The 19,594-nt window shown below is 69.3% G+C and carries 10 protein-coding genes; 6 read left to right on the top strand and 4 right to left on the bottom strand.

The window, feature by feature from the left end; translation table 11 throughout:
* Window positions 1-130: 130 nt before the first annotated feature.
* The 4 genes from NNI01S_RS08250 to NNI01S_RS08235 all read left to right on the top strand — a co-directional run bounded on the left by NNI01S_RS08250 (window position 131) and on the right by NNI01S_RS08235 (window position 10,215).
* Complete coding sequence (locus NNI01S_RS08250; protein ID WP_084488633.1) at window positions 131-1,174, top strand: LLM class F420-dependent oxidoreductase; 1,044 nt, start codon at window positions 131-133, stop codon at window positions 1,172-1,174.
* Window positions 1,175-1,364: 190 nt separating this feature from the next.
* Window positions 1,365-3,278: a long-chain-fatty-acid--AMP ligase FadD32 gene (gene fadD32, locus NNI01S_RS08245; RefSeq protein WP_063019148.1), complete on the top strand. Its 1,914-nt coding sequence runs from the start codon at window positions 1,365-1,367 to the stop codon at window positions 3,276-3,278.
* Between the two features lie 110 nt (window positions 3,279-3,388).
* Window positions 3,389-8,674, top strand: a complete 5,286-nt coding sequence (gene pks13 / locus NNI01S_RS08240) for a polyketide synthase Pks13 (RefSeq protein ID WP_084488632.1) — start codon at window positions 3,389-3,391, stop codon at window positions 8,672-8,674.
* Complete coding sequence (locus NNI01S_RS08235; RefSeq protein WP_063019146.1) at window positions 8,671-10,215, top strand: acyl-CoA carboxylase subunit beta; 1,545 nt, start codon at window positions 8,671-8,673, stop codon at window positions 10,213-10,215. Before pks13 ends, NNI01S_RS08235 begins: the two co-directional genes overlap by 4 nt.
* 68 nt (window positions 10,216-10,283) lie before the next feature.
* On the opposite strand, the gene NNI01S_RS08230 is transcribed toward NNI01S_RS08235, so the two are convergent.
* Window positions 10,284-10,781, bottom strand: a complete 498-nt coding sequence (locus tag NNI01S_RS08230; protein ID WP_063019144.1) for a peptidylprolyl isomerase — start codon at window positions 10,779-10,781, stop codon at window positions 10,284-10,286.
* Window positions 10,782-11,008: 227 nt separating this feature from the next.
* Here NNI01S_RS08230 and NNI01S_RS08225 point away from each other — a divergent pair, with 227 nt between their 5' ends.
* The gene (locus NNI01S_RS08225) at window positions 11,009-14,374 is read left to right on the top strand and encodes an arabinosyltransferase domain-containing protein (protein ID WP_063019142.1); all 3,366 of its coding nucleotides are present in this window, start codon (window positions 11,009-11,011) and stop codon (window positions 14,372-14,374) included.
* 106 nt (window positions 14,375-14,480) lie between these two features.
* Here the strand turns inward: NNI01S_RS08225 and NNI01S_RS34370 are convergent, their stop codons facing one another.
* Together NNI01S_RS34370 and NNI01S_RS08220 are read right to left on the bottom strand one after the other, a co-directional pair.
* Window positions 14,481-14,690, bottom strand: a complete 210-nt coding sequence (locus tag NNI01S_RS34370; protein ID WP_157114650.1) for a hypothetical protein — start codon at window positions 14,688-14,690, stop codon at window positions 14,481-14,483.
* Between the two features lie 34 nt (window positions 14,691-14,724).
* On the bottom strand, window positions 14,725-15,126 hold the full coding sequence (locus tag NNI01S_RS08220; protein ID WP_063019139.1) for a winged helix-turn-helix transcriptional regulator: 402 nt from the start codon (window positions 15,124-15,126) through the stop codon (window positions 14,725-14,727).
* Window positions 15,127-15,224: 98 nt separating this feature from the next.
* On the opposite strand from NNI01S_RS08220, the gene NNI01S_RS08215 reads away from it, so the two are divergent.
* Window positions 15,225-16,157, top strand: coding sequence for an NADP-dependent oxidoreductase (locus NNI01S_RS08215; protein ID WP_063019138.1), 933 nt, complete (start codon window positions 15,225-15,227; stop codon window positions 16,155-16,157).
* A 79-nt stretch (window positions 16,158-16,236) separates the two neighbouring features.
* Here NNI01S_RS08215 and NNI01S_RS08210 read toward each other — a convergent pair whose 3' ends face one another.
* Window positions 16,237-19,584 (bottom strand): arabinosyltransferase domain-containing protein, encoded by a 3,348-nt coding sequence (locus NNI01S_RS08210; RefSeq protein WP_063019135.1) that lies wholly within the window; start codon window positions 19,582-19,584, stop codon window positions 16,237-16,239.
* Window positions 19,585-19,594: the final 10 nt, after the last annotated feature.

Here is a 19,594-nt window from a genome sequence, read left to right as displayed (position 1 = left end):
TGACAAGCGCAACTCGAGTTGGGTAGCACGCTGTAAAGTGCGCTGGTGATCGCGACGCCGGGCACCACCGCAGCGCAGACCCGGGCGGGCGTCGCGCCCGTATTTTCCGCACAGCCAGGAGCATGAATTCATGACAGAAGCCGCCGCACCGGCCACCACGGCGAGCCGTGACGCGGATGCTGCGTTGTCCGCGCTTGGCACTCCGTTGCGTCCGTTCCGCTTCGCGGCGGCCGGCGAGGGAAACAAGCAGGAGGGCGGTGCGCGCAAGTTCGTGCAGACCGCTCAGCAGGCCGAGGAGTACGGCTTCGACACCTTCGTGGTGCCCGACCACCTCGGCGAGCAGATCGGGCCGATCGCCGCGCTCGGCGCGCTGACCCAGGCCACCGAGAAGATCCGGCTCGGCACGTCGGTGCTGGCGAACGGTTTCCGCCACCCCGTCGTCCTGGCCAAGGATCTGGCGACCATCGACGTGCTGTCCAAGGGCAGGCTCGAGGTCGGTCTCGGCGCGGGCTGGATCAAGGAGGAGTTCGACAACGCGGGCATCGCCTACGAGTCGCCCGGTGTCCGGCTGGAGAAGCTGGACGAAGCGCTGACCATCCTCGACGTGCTGCTGCGCGGCCAGGAGTGCACCTTCGAAGGCAAGCACTACCAGGTCCGCGGCATCAAAGGCACCCCGCGGCCGCGGCAGGGCCCGCGCCCGCCGATCTGTACCGGCGGCGGCGGTCCGAAGATGCTGCGCCTGGCCGCCAAGCACGCCGACATCATCTCCGTCGTTCCGGTGACCACCAAGAACGGCAAGGGCCTCCTCTCCGGCATCACCATCGAGAAGGCCGTGGAAAAGGTGAATCTGATCAAGGAGGCCGCCGGAGACCGGTTCGCCGACATCGAACTCAACTGGGCCATCACCGCCGTCGTGATCACCGACGATCGCGAGAAGACCGCGGAGATGGCGCTGTCGGCGTTGGACCGGGGACTGCACCCGAACCTGGAGGTCGACGTTCAGCTGTCCGTCGAGGACATCCTGAACTCGCCCTACGTGGCGATCGGGACATTCGAGGAGATCGCCGAGCAGATCCGCCGTGTGCGGGAACTCACCTCGATGTCCTACGTCGGCGTGTTCCCCACCCAGATGGACGCGTTCGCCCCCGTTATTCCCCTGCTGCGGGACGAGTGAGCCGGTCTTCTCTGTAACATGACTCTGGTTTGAGTACATCTAGCCGATAAGCGGTCACCGCGCAGACCGCACAAAATCTGCAGGCTGGCTCTGCACTTGGAGCACCCGCGGGCGAAAGCGAGTCGGGGCCTCACAGGTAAAAGCGGCGATCTCGCCGTCTTGCTGCGTGTGCCTCGGAGGAGAAGAAGGAATGGAAGAGACTTTCGACGACTACCTGGACGAAACCGGGAACATCCGCATTCCCGAGGATCACACCCTGGTTGATCACGTCGAGAAGCACACCCGGAACGACGCGAACACCCTGGCGTATCGCTACATCGACTACTCGCGCGAGCGCGACGGCGAGGCGCAGGAGCTGACGTGGCGTGAGTTCGGTATTCGGCTGCGCGCGGTGGCCGCTCGACTGCAGCAGGTGACCAACCCGGGCGACCGGGTCGCGATCCTCGCGCCGCAGGGCTTGGACTACGTGATCTCCTTCTTCGCCGCGATCTACGCGGGCACCATCTCGGTGCCCCTGTTCGACCCGGACGAGCCCGGCCACACCGATCGCCTGCACGCGGTGCTCGGCGACTGTGAACCCTCGGCCATCCTGACCGCGAGTTCCTCCGCGGCCGGAGTCCGGCAGTTCTTCCGCTCGCTGCCCGCCGCCCAGCGTCCGCGCATCATCGCCGTGGACGCGATCCCCGACAGCGTCGGCGAGAGCTGGGTGCGCCCGGACATCGCGATCGACGACATCGCCTACCTGCAGTACACCTCGGGCTCCACCCGGGTGCCGGCCGGTGTCGAGATCACGCACCGCGCGGTGGGCACCAACCTGCTGCAGATGGTCGACGCGATCAACCTGGACTGGAATTCGCGCGGCGTCACCTGGCTGCCGCTGTTCCACGACATGGGCCTGCTGACCGTGATCCTGCCCGCGGTGGGCGGCAAGTACATCACCATCATGTCGCCGAGCGCCTTCGTGCGCCGTCCGTACCGCTGGATCAAGGAGCTGGCCGCGGTCTCCGACGGCGCCGGGACCTTCGCGGCGGCACCGAACTTCGCGTTCGAGCACGCCGCCGCGCGCGGTCTGCCGAAGAACGGCGAGTCGCTGGACCTGTCCAACGTCATCGGCCTGATCAACGGCAGTGAGCCGGTGACCACCTCGTCGATGAAGAAGTTCAACGAGGCGTTCGCCCCCTACGGCCTGCCCAAGACCGCCATCAAGCCCTGCTACGGCATGGCCGAGGCGACGCTGTTCGTCTCCGCCACCAAGGCCGAGGACGAGGCGAAGGTCACCTACGTCGACCGCAAGGAGCTCAACGCGGGCCGCATGGTGAAGGTCGACCAGAGCCACGAAGACGCGATCGCGCAGGTGTCCTGCGGTTATGTCGCGCTGTCGCAGTGGGCGACGATCATCGACCCGGAGTCCGTCGAGTCCGGTGGCGGCCGTGAGGTACCCGACGGGCACGTCGGCGAGATCTGGCTGCACGGCAACAACATGGGCATCGGCTACTGGGGTCGTCCCGACGAGACCGCGGCGACGTTCCAGAACAAGGTCACCGAGCGCCTCGCTCAGGGCAGCCACGCCGAGGGCACGGAGCCGGACGCGAACTGGATGCGCACCGGTGACTACGGCGTGTACTTCGAGGGCGAGCTCTACATCACCGGCCGGGTCAAGGACCTGGTGATCGTCGACGGCCGCAACCACTACCCGCAGGACCTGGAGTTCTCCGCGCAGGAAGCAAGCACCGCGCTGCGGCCCGGCTTCGTGGCGGCGTTCTCGGTGCCCGCCAACCAGCTCCCGGCCGAGGTGTTCGAGCAGGGCAGCCACTCCGGCCTGCAGTTCGACGCCGACGACGCGTCCGAGCAGCTCGTGGTCGTGGGTGAGCGGGGTCCGGGTGCGGGCAAGGCCGATCCGCTGCCCATCGCCGACGCGGTGCGCGCGGCGATCTCGCAGCGCCACGGCGTGACCGTTCGGGATGTGCTGCTGGTGCCCGCGGGATCGATCCCGCGCACCTCCAGCGGCAAGATCGCCCGCCGCGCCTGCCGGGCGGCCTATCTGGAGGGAACGCTGCGGGGTGGTTACACCCAGCAGGCTTTCCCCGATGCACCGGAAGAGTAATTGCTCAGGGGCGGCCTCGGACCGACCATCGACGCTCGGCGCCGACCTCCCACGCGCCGGGCGTCATTTCACGGTACGCCCGGTACGCAGACAGGTAGCTTGAGGAACTGATGGCTGACAACGAGGGCACGCCCACCCAGACGACCGACACCCCGGCCGTGGAGACCGTCGCCGACGCGGCGGCCCCGGCCGAGTCCGCGAAGGGCGGCGCGCAGACCGACATGTCGGTGGCGGAGTTGCGTGAGTGGCTGCGGCGCTGGGTCTCCGAGGCGACCGGGCAACCGGTCGACCAGATCACCGTGGACCGGCCGATGGAGGAGTTCGGGCTCGCCTCGCGGGACGCGATCGCCCTCGGCGGGGACATCGAGGAACTGACCGGCGTGATGCTGAACGCGACGATCGTGTACCAGCACCCGACCATCGCCTCGCTGGCCGAGCGGATCATCAACGGCGAGCCGGACGTGCCGGAGGAGTCCGCCGACGACTCCTTCTACACCGCCGGCTACCGCCCGGGCGAGGCGCACGACATCGCGATCGTGGGTTTGTCGACCCGGTTGCCCGGTGCGGGCGACACTCCGGAGTCGACGTGGGAGTTCCTCATCGGCCGCGGCGACGGCATCCGGGAGCGGCCCGAAGGCCGGTGGTCGGAGTTCCTGGAGGAGCCGCAGCTGGCCGAGGCGATCGAGAACGCCAACACCAAGGGCGGCTACCTCGACCAGGACGTGGTCAAGGGCTTCGACGCCGAGTTCTTCGCCATGTCGCCGGTCGAGGTGGAGCGGGTCGACCCGCAGCAGCGGCTGGCGATGGAGCTGACCTGGGAGGCGTTGGAGCACGCCAGGATTCCGGCCAGCGATCTCAAAGGCGCGCCGGTCGGCGTGTTCATCGGATCGTCGGGCAACGACTTCATGCTGCTCGCGGCGCTCGGGCTGGGCAGCGAGCGTGATCCGAACGTGCCGGTGTCGGCCGAGGCCTACGCGATCATGGGCAGCGTCAGTTCGATCATCCCGAACCGGGTCTCCTACTTCTACGACTTCCGCGGTCCGTCGGTGTCCGTCGACACGGCCTGCTCCTCGACGCTGGTCGCCGTGCACCAGGCGGTGCAGGCGCTGCGCAACGGCGACGCCGACCTGGCGCTGGCCGGTGGCGTGAACATGCTGCTCGCGCCGATGGCGACGCTCGGCTTCGATGCCAACGGCGGCGTCGCCAAGGACGGGCACATCAAGGCCTTCTCCAGCGACGCCGACGGCATGGTCCGATCCGAGGGCGGCGGTCTCGTGGTGCTGAAGCGTCTCGCCGACGCCGAGCGCGACGGCGACACGATCTACGCGGTGATCAAGGGCACGGCGGTCAACAACGATGGCCGGTCCAACGGCCTGCTCGCCCCGAATCCCGACGCGCAAGCCGAGGTGCTGCGCCGCGCGTACCGGGACGCGGGCATCGCGCCGTCCGCGGTCGACTACATCGAGGCGCATGGCACCGGCACCCTGCTCGGCGACCCGATCGAGGCGGACGCGCTCGGCCGGGTGGTCGGCCGCGGCCGCGAAGCCGACCGGCCCGCGCTGCTCGGTTCGGCCAAGACGAACTTCGGTCACCTGGAGTCGGGCGCCGGTGCGGCGAGCCTGGCCAAGGTGATCATGTCGTTGCAGCACAACGTCATTCCGCCGAACATCAACTACGCGGGCCCGAACCCGTACATCCCGTGGGAGCAGGCGCACCTGAAGGTCGTCGACGAGCCCACCGAGTTCCCGCGCTACAGCGGCACGGCCACCATCGGCATCTCCGGCTTCGGTTTCGGTGGCACCAACGCGCACATCGTCGTCCAGGAGTACACGCCTGCCTCGGCCACGGAGCCCCAAGCTCCGTTCTCCGAGCTCGAGACCCAGCTGGACGAGGACGCGCTGGACGAGACCACCGACGCGGCCGCGGCCTCCGATGCGCTCGCCGCCGCGGCCGAGGTGGCGGCCGAAGCCGCCGCGCCCGCCGTCGAGTGGACCGCCGAGCGCACCGAGCCGCTGCCACAGATCCTGCCCGTATCGGGCTACCTGCCCTCCCGGCGTCGCCGGGCCGCCGCCGAGCTGGCCGACTGGCTGGAGTCCGAGGCGGGCGCGCGGACTCCGCTCGCCGACGTGGCGCGGTCGCTGGCCAAGCGCAGCCACTGGCGTTCGCGCGGTGTGGTGCTGGCCAAGACGCACGAGGAGGCGATCGCCGGTCTGCGTGCCATCGCGGCGGGCAAGCCGGGGGCGGGCGTCTTCACCGCGGACGCGCCCGCGGCCATGGGCCCGATGTGGGTGCTCGCCGGTTTCGGCGCGCAGCACCGCAAGATGGGTAAGCAGCTCTACCTGGAGAACTCGATCTTCGCCAATGCCGTCGACGAGGTCGACGAGCTGGTGCAGGACGAGGCCGGATACTCGGTGCGCGAGTTGTTCCTGGACGACAGCCAGGACTACAACGTCGGCACCTCGCAGGTCGGCATCTTCACCATCCAGATCGGCCTGGCCGCGCTGCTGCGCGCGCACGGCGCCGAACCCGAAGCGGTGGTGGGCCATTCGATGGGCGAGGTCGCGGGCGCGTACATCGCCGGTGGCCTCTCGCTCGAAGACGCGGTGCGCGTGATCTGCGCCCGTTCCCGTCTGATGGGCGAGGGCGAGCAGATGATCAGCGACGACGACGTGCGCAACATGGCGCTCATCGAGTACAGCGCCGAGGACGTCGCGAACCTGCTGCCGGACTACCCGGACGTCGAGGTCGCGGTGTACGCGGCGCCGACCAACACGGTGATCGGCGGACCGCAGGATCAGGTGGCGGCGATCGTCGCGCAGGTGGAGGCGGCGGGCAAGTTCGCCCGTGTGCTGCAGACCCGCGGCGCGGGCCACACTTCGCAGATGGATCCGTTGCTCGGTGAGCTGGCCGCGGAACTGGCGGGCATCGAGCCCACCAAGTTGAAGACCGGCCTGTACTCGACGGTGCACAAGGAAGAGTTCTTCCGTTCCGGCCACGACCCGATCCACGACGAGGACTACTGGGTCAAGAACATGCGCCACAGCGTGTACTTCACCAACGCGGTGAAGCTCGCGGTGGACGCGGGGCACACCACGTTCCTGGAACTCGCGCCGAATTCCGTCGCGCTGATGCAAGTGCTCGGCACCACCTTCGCCGCGGGCCTGCACGACGCGCAACTCATCCCCACGCTCAAGCGCAAGGAAGACGAGTCGGCGGGCGTGATCGCCGCGCTCGCCCAGCTCTATGTGCACGGGCACAAGGTCGATCTGTTCTCGCTGCTCGGCCCGGGCGGCTACGCCGACGTTCCGCGCACCACGTTCGTGCGCAAGGAGTACTGGCCGAAGGTGCGGCTGGCCGCGGGCGGCAACGGCCGGGTTCCCGGCGCGCACGTCGCGTTGCCGGACGGCAGGCACGTCTGGGAGGTGCAGGCGTCCTCGGTGACCGATCTCGCCGGACTGGTGCGTGCCGCGGCGACGCAGGTGCTCAGTGACGTGGCGCTCGGCGCGGCGATCCCGCACGCGGTGATCCCGGCGGCGGGCACGCTCACCACCACGCTCACCCCGCATCCCGGCGGCGCTTCGGTGCAGGTCCACGCCAAGGAAGGCAACGTCTTCCGCCTCGTGTTCGACGCCGTGGTGACCTCCGGCGCCCCGCTGCCGGAACCCGTTGTGGCCGAGCCGGTCCCGGCGGCGGCCGCGCAGCCGCAAGGTGACGCCGACCTCGAAGTCGTGGAGACCTTCGGTGACCGGTGGGATCCGAACGGCGCGCAGACCGTCGAGGAGCGGCTCGCGCTGATCGTCGCGGAGTCGATGGGTTACGCGGTCGAGGATCTCCCGATGGAGATTCCGCTGATGGAGCTCGGCTTGGACTCGCTGATGGCGATGCGCATCAAGAACCGGGTGGAGTACGAGTTCGACATCCCGCAGCTGCAGGTGCAGGCCGTGCGGGACGCCAGCCTGCACGAGGTCGGCAAGGTGCTGCGCTACGCCATCGAGCACCGCGACGAGGTGCAGGCGATGGCCGATCAGCAGGCCGCCGACAAGGCGGCGGGCGGTTCGGGCGAGCTGGCCGTCGACGCCGATTTCATCGCCACGGCTCGCGCGGCCCTGGCCACCGGAGCCGATCCGGTCGCCGCGGTGGCGGGTGCGGCGCCGGAAACCATTACCGCCGAGACCGATTCGGCTCCGGAGAGCCAGGAGAAGGCGGCCGATGGTGACGCGGCCTCCGCCGCAGCACCGGTTGCCCAGGCCGCACCGGCTCCGGCCACGCCAGCGGCCGTCTTCGGCGGCGCGTCGCAGGCCGCCGAAGAGGACGACGTCCCGCCGCGTGACGCCGCCGAGCGCCTGACCTTCGCCACCTGGGCGGTGGTCACGGGCAAGTCGGCCGGAGGCATCTTCAACACGCTGCCGATCCTCGACGAGGACACCGCGGAGAAGCTGGCCGCGCGCCTGACCGAGCGGGTCAAGGCCGAGGTCACCGTGGACGACGTGCTCGACTGCGAGACCATCGAGCAGCTGTCCGACATCGTCCGCACCCTGCAGGACAGCGGCGCGGACGTGGACGGCTTCGTCCGTCCGCTGCGGCCGCGCGCCGAGGGCTCGAACGCCGTGCCGGTGTTCGTGTTCCATCCCTCGGGTGGCAACACGCTGGTCTACGAGCCGCTGTTGAAGCGCCTGCCCGCCGATACGCCGATGTACGGCTTCGAACGGGTCGACGGCTCGATCGAGGAACGGGCTCGCCAGTACCTGCCCGAGCTGCGCAAGATCCAGGGTGACGGTCCGTTCGTGCTGTACGGCTGGTCGCTGGGCGCGGTGCTGGCCATGCAGGCCGCGCAGCTGCTGCGCGCCGAGGGCGCGGACGTGCGCGTGGTCGGCCTGATCGACCTGGCCATCCCGACGCAGGGCGAGGACAACAGCCCCGACGAGCGGGTGCGCCGGATCGAGCGTTACCAGGCCTTCGCCAAGAAGACCTATGGCGTCGACGGCGAATTGGATCGTGAACAGCTGGAGACGCTCGCCGCGGCCTCCGACGAAGAGCAGTTCAAGATGATCAGCGACCTGATCAAGATCAGCGGTACCAAGATTCCCGGTGGTGTGCTCGAACACCAGCGCACCTCGTGGATCGACAGCCGCCACCTCGCCCGGACCCGACCTTCGCACTACGACGGCAACGTCGTGCTCTACCTCGCCGATCGCTATCACGACGGGATGATCGAGCTCGAGCCACGCTTCGCCGACCGGGTGCCGAACGGCGGCTGGGACGAATACATCCCGAATTTGGAGGTCGTCCACATCGCCGGCGACCACCTGCAGATCATCGACGAACCGCGGATCGGGAAGATCGGAGCAGACCTGACCGCGAAGCTCGCCGCGATCGAGGCGAAAGGGGCCAAGTGAGCACGACTGCCGAGAAACTCGCCGACCTGCGCAAGCGCCTGGAATTGGCGCAGGAGCCCGCGGGTGAAGCGGGAGTGGCCAAGCGGGCGAAGAAAGGCATCCCCAGCGCCCGCGACCGGATCAACATGCTGCTGGATCCGGGGACCTTCGTGGAGATCGGCGCGCTGGTCCGTAAGCCGGGTGATTCCGCCGCGCTCTACGGCGACGGCGTCGTCACCGGGCACGGCCTGGTCGAAGGCAGGCCCGTGGCGGTGTTCTCGCACGACCAGACCGTCTACGGCGGTTCGGTCGGCGAGATGTTCGGCCGCAAGGTGGCCGGGATCCTGGAGTACGCGGCCAAGGTCGGCTGCCCGGTGGTCGGCATCAACGACTCCGGCGGCGCGCGGGTGCAGGAGGCGGTGACCTCGCTGGCTTGGTACGCCGAGCTGGGCAGGCGGCAGGAGCCGCTGTCCGGCCTGGTGCCGCAGATCTCGATGATCCTCGGCAAGTGCGCAGGCGGCGCCGTCTACGCCCCGATCAACACCGACGTGGTGGTGGCGACCGAAGAGGCGTACATGTTCGTCACCGGCCCCAAGGTGATCCGCGAGGTCACCGGCGAGGACGTGAGCCTCGAGGAACTCGGCGGCGCGCGCAGCCAGGCGGAATACGGCAACATCCACCACGTGGCCAAGGATGAGACGGCCGCGTTCGAGTGGGTGCGCGACTATCTGAGCTACCTGCCGACCAGCTGCCAGGAGCAGGCGCCGATCGTGAACCCCGGTCTGGAGCCGGAGACCACCGACACCGATCTGGAGCTGAACGCGATCGTCCCGGACGCGGACAACTCCGGGTACGACATGCACGAGATCCTCTTGCGCATCTTCGACGACGGCGCCTTCCACGAGGTCGGCGCGTCGGCGGGGCGCAATGTCATCACCGGGTTCGCCCGGGTGGACGGGCGCAGCGTTGGCGTGGTCGCCAACCAGCCGATGGTGTACGCGGGTGCGCTGGATGCCCGCGCCTCGGACAAGGCCGCGCATTTCGTGCGCCTATGCGACGCGTTCGAGATCCCGCTGGTGTTCGTCGTCGACACGCCCGGCTTCCTGCCCGGCGTGGAGCAGGAGAAGATCGGCGTCATCAAGCGCGGTGGCCGGTTCCTGTTCTCCTACGTCGAGGCATCGGTGCCGAAGGTCACCGTGGTGATCCGCAAGTCCTACGGTGGCGGTTACGCCGTGATGGGCTCCAAGCAGCTGGGCGCCGACGTGAACCTGGCCTGGCCCACCGCGCGGATCGCGGTCATGGGCGCCGAGAGTGCGGTCAGCCTGATCGGAGCCAAGCGGATCGACGCCGCGCCCGAAGACCAGCGCGCGGCCATTCGCCAGCAGATGATCGACTTCTACAACGCCACCGTGGCGACGCCGTGGGTGGCCGCCGAGCGCGGATATGTCGACGCGGTCATCGAACCGTCGGCGACCCGGCTGGAAATCCGTCGTGCGCTACAGCTGTTGCGGGACAAGGCCGTTGCCCGCAACCCGCGCAAGCATCACCTGCTGCCGTTGTAGCAACCGGAACACGATCGGGCCGCAACCCCCTGGGGTGCGGCCCGATTCGCGTCGTACGCGCCGAACCCTCAGCTGACGGTTGCGGATTCGATGACGACGTCGTCGACCGGCACATCCTGGTGCATACCCGCCGAGGAGGTCGCGACGCCCGCGATCTTGTCGACCACGTCGGTGCCTTCGGTCACCTTGCCGAAGACGGCGTAACCCCAGCCCGCCGGGTTCGGCGCGGAGTGATTGAGGAACGCGTTGTCGGCGACGTTGATGAAGAACTGCGCGGTGGCCGAGTGCGGGTCGTTGGTGCGGGCCATCGCGACGGTGTACTTGTCGTTCTTCAGGCCGTTGTTCGCTTCGTTCTGGATCGGGTCTTTGGTGCCCTTCTGGCGCAACCCGGGCTCGAACCCGCCGCCCTGGACCATGAAGCCGGGGATGACGCGGTGGAAGATGGTGCCGTTGTAGTGGCCGGCGTTCACGTAGTCCACGAAATTGCGCACCGTGTTCGGCGCTTTCTGATCGTCCAGTTCGAGCACGATCGTTCCGTAGTTCGTCGAAATGTTCACCTTGGTCATACACCCACCTTTCCATCCCTTCGTGGACCGTTGCGTAAGACGGGTACTTTTCCCGGTGCCCGCGGTCGGATACGGATGCCTGGTTTCGTAAGCGCACGGGTAACTCGCCGGGAATGCCCAGAACCCGCGCGGCGCCCGACGCCGAACCCGAACGCGTATCCCGCGATGCCCGACTAGCACGGCCTAAAGACCCGGATCCACGGGGGAGCCAGATAGCATTGCCAACCGTGCCCGACGCCGCAACCGCTGTTCTCACGAAACCCCCCGCCGCCCCGGCGGTGACCCCGAACGATTTCCGGACCGCTCGGCTCATCGCATTGGTCGCCGGTGTGCTCGGCGCGCTGTTCGCGCTGGCGACGCCGTTCCTGCCGGTCACCCAGACGACCGCGGTGCTGAACTGGCCGCAGGGCGGCACGCTCGGCAATGTGCAGGCGCCGCTGATGTCGCAGGTCCCGATCGACCTGAAGGCGACGATCCCGTGCGAGACGATCGCCCAGCTGCCCGAGCGTGGCGGCATGCTGCTGGCCACCGCGCCGCCGCAGGGCGACCGGGCCGCGCTGGAGGCCCTGTTCGTGCGGGTCTCGGAGACCTCGGTGGACGTGATCGACCGCAACGCGGTGGTGGTGTCGGCCGACCGCAGCCGGATGGGCGAGTGCGCGTCGCTGAGCATCAGCTCCGACATCGACCGCACCTACGCGGTGTTCAACGGTCTCACCAGGCAGGTGGAGCGGCCGGTCGAGGGCGCGGCGCCCGGGGCGACCGAGTCGGCCACCGTGCCGGTGGAGGGGCAGCTGAGCGGCGATCTGCGGCCCCAGGTGGTCGGCGTGTTCTCCGACCTCAAGGGCGCGGCGCCCGCGGGGTTGTCGTTCGACATGACGGTGGACACCCGCTTCTCCTCCAGCCCGACCGCGATCAAGCTGATCGCGATGATCGCGGCGGTGCTGTGCACGCTGATCGCGCTGGCGGCGCTGGCCCGGCTCGACAGCAGTGACGGGCGTGGGCACCGCCGGTTCCTTCCGGCGAACTGGCTGAAGCCGACCTGGGCGGACGGCGCGGTGGTCGGCACGCTGCTGCTGTGGCACTTCGCGGGCGCGAACACCTCCGACGACGGCTACATCCTCAGCATGGTGCGGGTGGCCCCGCACGCGGGCTATATGGCCAACTACTTCCGCTGGTACGGCGTGCCGGAGGCGCCGTTCGGCTGGTACTACTACGTGATCCAGGTCTTCTCGGAGATCTCCACCGCCAGTCCTTGGGTGCGGCTGCCCGCGCTGGCCTGCGCGATCCTGTGCTGGCTGGTGATCAGCCGCGAGGTGGTGCCCCGTCTGGGGCGCGGTGTGCGCACCAGCAAGGTGGCGCTGTGGACCGGCGGGCTGGTGTTCCTGGCGTTCTGGCTGCCGTTCGACAACGGCTTGCGTTCGGAGCCGATCGTCGCGCTCGGCGCGCTGCTGACCTGGGTGTCGATCGAGCGGGCCATCGCGACCGGACGGCTGCTGCCCGCGGCCGTGGCCGTTCTGGTGGCGGCGTTCACCCTCGCGGCCGCGCCGACGGGCCTGATGTGCGTGGCGGCGCTGCTGGCCGGTATCCGCCCGATGGTGCGCATCGTGGTGCGCAAGCATCGGCAGTTCGCCGCGCTGGGCGCCGGGCGGTGGGGTTCGACGCTGCCGTTGCTGGCGCCGATCGCCGCGGCGGGTGTGCTCGTGCTGACGGCCGTCTACACCGACCAGACCTTCGCGGGCATCCAGGAGGCCAACCGGGTGCGCCAGGTGACCGGGCCGAACCTGGCCTGGTACGAGGACTACCTGCGCTACTACTACCTGTTCGTGGAGACCGTCGACGGTTCGCTGTCGCGGCGCTTCGCCTTCCTGGTGATGCTGCTGTGCCTGTTCACGACCATGCTGGTGCTGCTGCGGCGCAGGCAGGTGCCGGGCATCGCGAGCGGCCCGACCTGGCGGCTGATGGGCGTGGTCTTCGGGACGATCTTCTTCATGATGTTCAACCCGACCAAGTGGACCCACCACTTCGGCGCGTACGCGGGCATCGCGGGTTCGCTGGCGGCGGTCACGGCGGTCGCGGTCTCGGCGAGCGCCCTGCGGGCCCGCAAGAACCGGGCGATCTTCCTGGCCGGGTTGCTGTTCGTGCTCGCGGTCGCGTTCTCGGGCATCAACGGCTACTGGTATGTGTCCAGCTTCGGCGTGCCGTGGTTCGACAAGCGGATCTCGCTGCACGGCTACCAGTCGAACACGCTCATGCTCGTGCTGTTCGGGCTGGCGCTGGCGCTGGTCGGCTGGTACGCGCTGCGGGAGGACTACACCGCGCCGCAGCCGTCGGCGAAGACCGCGCGCGGCAGGCGGATCCGCCGGTTCGCCGCGATCCCGCTGACCGTGGTCGCCGCGCTGATGGTCGCGCTCGAGGTGCTCTCGCTGGTGAAGGGCGCGGTCGCGCAGTACCCGGCGTACTCGCTGGCCCGGTCGAACTTCGACGCGCTCGGCGGCAGCACCTGCGGCCTGGCCAACGACGTGCTGGTGGAGCCGGACCCGAACGGCGGCAGACTGGAGCCGATCGTCGATCCGGCGCACCCGCCGACCGATCCGGCCGACCCTCTGGCCGGCGTCGACCCGATCGGTTTCGATCCGAACGGCGTGCCCAACGACCTGTCCGCCGACAGCGTCGAGGTGAAGCCGGGCACCGGCAACACCTCCACCCAGTCGGTCGGCGCGGCGTTCGCGGAGGGGCAGAGCGCGGGCACCGGCGGCGGTCAGGGCGCGCGCGGCGTCAACGGCTCCACCGTCGCCCTTCCGTTCGGCCTGGACCCGGCGACCACGCCGATCCTCGGCAGCTACCAGAACGGCGTGCAGCAGCCCGCGAACGTCACCTCGAGCTGGTACCAGCTGCCCACCCGTTCGGCGGACAAGCCGCTGGTGGTGATCTCGGCCGCCGGTCGCATCCTGTCCTTCGACGACACCGGCGCGATGAAGTACGGCCAGTCGCTGACCGTCGACTACGGCAAGCGTCAGCCCGACGGCAGCGTGCAGAAGCTCGGCACCTACCTGCCGCGCGACATCGGTCCGTTCCCGTCCTGGCGCAATCTGCGGGTGCCGCTGGACGAGATCGCGCCCGACGCGGACGCGGTGCGCATCGTCGCCAACGACCCGATCCTGATCGGAGACCAGTGGCTGGCGTTCACACCGCCGCGGATGCCGAAGTTGCAGACGCTCAACAGCCTGCTCGGCTCCCAGCAGCCGATCCTGCTGGACTGGGCGGTGGGTCTGCAGTTCCCGTGCCAGCGTCCGTTCGACCACCGCAACGGCGTGGCCGAGGTGCCCGGCTACCGCATCCTGCCGGACCGCCCGCTGGCCATCAGCTCGACGAACACCTGGCAGGCCGAGGAGTTCGGCGGTGTGCTCGGCTTCTCCCAGATGCTGGCGAAGTCGGTCACCGTGCCCACCTACTTGAAGGAGGACTGGGCGCGCGACTGGGGTTCGCTGGAGCGCTACGACCAGTACGACCGCAACGCCGTCCCGGCGAAGCTGGACACCGGCACAGCTACCCGCTCCGGCTTCTGGTCACCGGGTAGTTTGCGGGTCTTCTGATCCGTTTCGGCAGAGCCGACCGGATAGCTACCCCGAACACAGGGCCGCCGCGCAGACGAACGCTGCGCGGCGGCCCTGCCGTATTCAGCCGGTGTATACCGGGCGCTCAGACCTTCAGCCGAAGACCGAGCTCGCGCCGGAGCACCTCTTGCGAAGGGAGGCGGCCGAGCACGCGCAGCACCGCAGGCCGCAGCTCCCGTTGTTCCTCTTCGCTGAGCAGTCCGACAAGATCGCGCAGATCCATTTCATCGAATGCCGTTGTCATGGCAATCAGATTAAGGCCATCGACCTGATTCGTCTTGTGATGTTTAGCCACAGGTGGGAGCACATTTCCAGACCGGACAACCGGTTTATTGCCGGATGCTGTCGTAGTGCGTTCGCGCCGCGATGACGTCGTCCATGCGCGCCTCCGCCCACGCTTTGACGGCGCTCATGACCGGCTGGAGGCTGTGACCGAGCGGGGTGAGTTCATAATCGACCCGGACCGGCACTTCCGCCGTGACGCGCCGCTCGAGCAGGCCGTCGCGTTCCAATCCGCGCAGCGTCTGGGTGAGCATTTTGGGGCTCACGCCTGCGATGATCCGGTTCAGCTCGGCGTAGCGCTGTGGTCCGTCGGCGAGCGCGGCCAGCACCAGGCTCACCCATTTGTCGCTGATCCGATCCAGCAGCTGCCGGGTCGGGCACTCGGCGATGTACGCGTCGTAATGCTGTTTGGCCAGTTCACGGCGCTGCGCAGCGGTCTTCGTCGCCATTCGAGTACCTCGCCACCTCTAACGCACTTCCAGGTAACTACTACCCAACAGATAGTAATCCTTCGTAGGTTGGCCGCAGCCGAAAGGAAGGAAACGTCATGCGAGCTGTAGTTGTCCGCCGGCCGGGGCCGGAAGCGGAGGCGGAGATCGTGGAAGTGCCGACGCCGCAACCTGGCCCGGGCACGATTCGCATCGCGGTCGCGGCGGCGACGGTGAATCCGGTGGACCTCATGGTGCGCGCCGGCGTCGGCGGTACACCGTTCGCCGCGCCGCGCGATCAGTGGGGTGTCGGGTGGGACGTCGCGGGCACGGTGGACGCGCTGGGCGCGGGCGTCACGGAGTTCGCGGTGGGGCAGGCGGTGATCGGCATCAGCGACCGGCTCGACGTCTCGCTCGGCGCGCAGGCCGACTATGTGGTCCTGGAAACCGGGAATGCCGCGCCCGCCCCGGTTTCCGTGTCCCCGGTGCAGGCGGCCACCATCCCGCTCAACGGCCTCACCGCGGTGCAGGCCCTCGACGCGCTGGATCTCGCGTCCACCGACACGCTGCTGGTCACCGGCGCGGCGGGCGCGGTCGGCGGCTTCGCCGTCGAACTCGCCGCGGCACGCGGAATTCGGGTGATCGCGTCGGCCTCGCCCGCCGACCAGGACACGGTTCGCGCACTGGGCGCCACCGATTTCGTTCCGCGGCAGGCGTCCCTGCCGGATGCCGTCCGCGCCCTCGTCCCCGGCGGAGTGGACGCCGCCTTGGACGCGGCCGCCCTCGGCCCCGCGACGCTCGCGGCGGTGCGCGGCGGCGGACGGTTCGTATCCATCAGCGTCCCGAACACGCCGATCCCTTTGCGCGGCACCGAGGTACGCACCGTTCTCGTCCGCGCCGACCGCGCACAACTCGACCGGCTGGTCGCCCACGTCGACGCAGGCGAACTCACCCTCCGCGTAGCCGAAACCCTCCCCCTCACCTCCGTCGAAGCCGCCCACAAACGCCTGGCCTCCGGCGGCGTCCGCGGCCGCCTCGTCCTTACCCCCTAGCCCGCGAGTGGCACACCGCTGAGGAGAAACGCGAGAGCCCGCTCCACCGTGTGCCACTCACGAACAGCAACACATGGCGTCAGCGGATGCGGATGGGGTCGTCGGTGTCGAGGCCGGTGCGGGTTTGGGGAGTGATGTGGATTGTGGCCGGAATCGCGGCGGGGGCGTAGGGGGTGAAGCGCTCGAGGGAGCCCCAGTCGCGGGACCAGTCGTGGTCGAGGTAGGCGGGGACGGTTTGGGACTTCAGCAGCAGGCCGGTCCAGCCGAGGGGGCCGCCGCCGATGTCGTCCTGCCAGGCGTTGGAGGCGTCGGAGCCGACCCGGTCGGGCAGGATGCGCCAGCGCGGGATCTCGCCGACGCCGTCCTTGTGGTCGAACGGCCGCTGGCACGGGAAAGCCAAGCCGACATGCCAGTCGAGCAGCACCGGATCCGTGGACCCCACCACGGAATTCAGCGTGGCGAGCTTCGGCAGCCGGGGCGGAGTGACCGCCAGCCACTGCTTGGGCGTGATGTCGTTGTCGACCGCGACCAGCCGCACCGCGTTCACTTCCCCGGGCAGCCGGTCCAGCGGGACCCGCAGATTGCGCCAGGAGGGCGCGGGGCCGATGTCCAGCGGATCGATCGAGCCGAGGGTGTTCACCTCGCCGTCCGCGCCGCGGACGCCGTACTCCAGGTGCAGTTCCTGCCCGTAGGTGAGCACACCGTCGGCGTCCACCGACCGGATCCGGCCCGCCGCGGTGATCGCGAGCACCTGGTAGGCGGGGTCGTGGCGCATGCTGTCGGTCAGGTCGAGCCGGTACCACTGGCTGGTCAGCTTGGCTTGCTGCTGTTCACCCTCCTGATAGCTGCCCAGCACCGGGGTCTTCGCCGGGTCCAGGCCGAACGGCAGCGCGACGGTGCTGCCGTTGACGCCCGCCTGTTCGGTGGTGCCGCCTCCGGTGCCCGCGCCGGTCGTCTTGGTGGTCTTGTTCTCGGAGTCCTTGCCCACCGAGTTCGCGCCGCCGGTGACCGTCTCCTCGGCGTCGGCGGTCAGGTCGCGCGCCACTCCGTTGGGTGTGAATCCCTTGTTCTGCGCGGCCAATCCGTCCGCGGGAGACCCGGTCACAGGTTGCAGCAGCGAATCCGCGGTGTCGGTCTCCACCAGCACCTCGTTCGCCAGCGCGCACGAGTCCCCGCCGACGGATTCCATGTTCGACTTGGTGATCGAGTACGCGGGGTACTGCGTGGCCGCCGCCTTGGCGAGCGAGGCGACCTCGAAGATCACCAGCAGCGCGGCCGCCACGGTCAGCGGCGCGGACGCCCACCGGTCGAATCGGCGAGGCGCCGCGGCACTCTCGCGCCGGTACGGCTCCCGGTAGTGCTGCCAGATGGCGATCAGCAGCGCGACGCCCGCGAGTCCGAGGAACAGTGTGGACAGGCCCTTGCCCGCGATCAGCGGCGCTTTGTCCCACCACGGGACACCGTAGCTGGACACGTACCACCACCCGTTGGAGCCGGTGAATGTCACGGCGAGCAGGAAGAGCACGGCGGCGGCGAACAGCGCGCGGTTGCGCGGCGAGCGGATGCCGCTGGTGCCCACCGCGACCGCCGCGAGCGCGGCCAGGGATCCGGCCAGTCCGGCGTACACGCCGAAGTGGTGCGTCCACTTGGTCGGGGTGAACATCATCAGGAACAGCGACGCGAACACGATGCCGAGAATGCGCACCGAAGGGCCGCGCGAGGTGCCGGGAATCCGGCCTTTACGCAGGACTTGCAGCACGCAGACCAGCAGGCACAGCAGCATCACAAGCACGCCGAACCGCCGCGCAAGCGAGCCGTCCGGCGAGAGCATGAGTAGCGAGTCCCACCGGGTGCGCTCGTCGAACCACGCGACGTTGGGGCCGACGATCGTGCGGACCCGGGTCGCTTCCAGCACCGTCGAGAGGGTCTGGTCGGCGAAGATCACCACCAGCACCAGCGTGCCCGCGGCCAGGCCCGGGGCGAGCAGCGCGGCGAACCGGAACACCGCGCTCGCCCGCGACGGTGCACCCGTCTTCGCAGGGGCGTTCACCGCGGCCGCGGCTTCGGCCGAACCGGCGGCGGCTGCGTCCGCGTCTGGCCCCGTCCGGGCCGGGACGGCTCCGCGGGCCCGTTTGATGATGATCAGCAGTACGGGCCGCGACCCGGCGATCAGCGCCGCGATGCAGATCAGGCCGGTGGGGCCCGCCGCGAGCGAGAAGGCGGCGATGAGGACGGCCGCTGCGGCGGGCAGCAGCCGTCCGGTCGCGATGGCGCGTTCGATCGAGCACCAGGTGAGCAGCGCGCCCGCAGCGATCAGCGGCTCCGGACGCAGACCGTTGTCGTAGGGCAGCCAGAACGCGAGGAACACCAGCCCCGCCGTCCACAGCGCCACCTTGTTGCGCCGCACCCGTGCGCCGAGGCGCGGCAGCACTTCCCGGCTGATCACCAGCCAGCAGACGATCCCCGCCAGCAAGGTGGGCAGTCGCATCCACAGGCTCGCGTCGGAGATCCGGGCCATCCAGGCCAGCACCTCGTAGGACCACCCGAACGGCGCCTCGGGGACGGCGAACCAGCGGTAGTAGTTCGCCATGTAGCCCGCGTGCTCGGAGGCGCGCGCCATGTTCAGGATGTAGCCGTCGTCGGAGGTGTTCGCCCCGATGACGTGCCACAGCGCCAACGTGCCCAGCACGACGCCGTCCGCGGAGGTGACCCGCCACCAGTGCGCGGGCAGGAACCGCCGTGGTTTGCGCCCGTCGGCGGTGTCCAGCAGGTGCAGTGCGACGAGTGCGATCAGCGTGAACACGGCGGCGGCGATCATGGCGGCCAGCTTCAGCGGCGTGGGTGAGGAGGAGAAACGCGAGTCGATGTCCGCGTGCACCTGCGCTCCGGCGAGCCGATCGGCGGCGAGGTCGGTGAACACGCCGACCAGTTGCGGCCGGATGTCCCGCCCGATCGTGGTCCGGAACGGCGTGCCGTCCTTGCGGTTCACGCCGGTGAGTTCGACGGTCGTCGCGGCGGCGCCGGATTCGATGCCGATCGTCGCGCAGGACCCGACCTCGGCCAGCGGCGCGGACAGCAGCGGGATGTCCCGCAGCACCACCGAGAGCGCGCCGTCGGCGACCGAGACCACCAGCCCCTTGGTCGCCGCCTGGCCCGACGCGACCGGGACGGTGGACAGCAGGGTGCCCCCTGCTCCGAGTTCGCCCGCCAGCGAGCAGGGCAGCGTCGCACGCAATCGCAGCGGCTCGTAGGACACCAGCGGCGCGGCCACGCTCGCGGCGCCGGGCTCGGGCCAGTCCAGGCTCGCCCGATCCTGCCGCACCGGCAGGATCGGGGTCAGCAATGCCAGCAGGAATCCGAGAAGCCCGGAGAGAAGGGCGATCAAGCGGATACGGGTGAACGCTCGAGAAGATCGGTCCGGTCGCACGGTGGTTGAT

It is taken from the genome of Nocardia niwae NBRC 108934 = DSM 45340, assembly GCF_001613465.1.
Classification (GTDB): Bacteria; Actinomycetota; Actinomycetes; order Mycobacteriales; family Mycobacteriaceae; genus Nocardia; species Nocardia niwae.
This window is presented reverse-complemented; position numbering and strand designations above follow the sequence as displayed.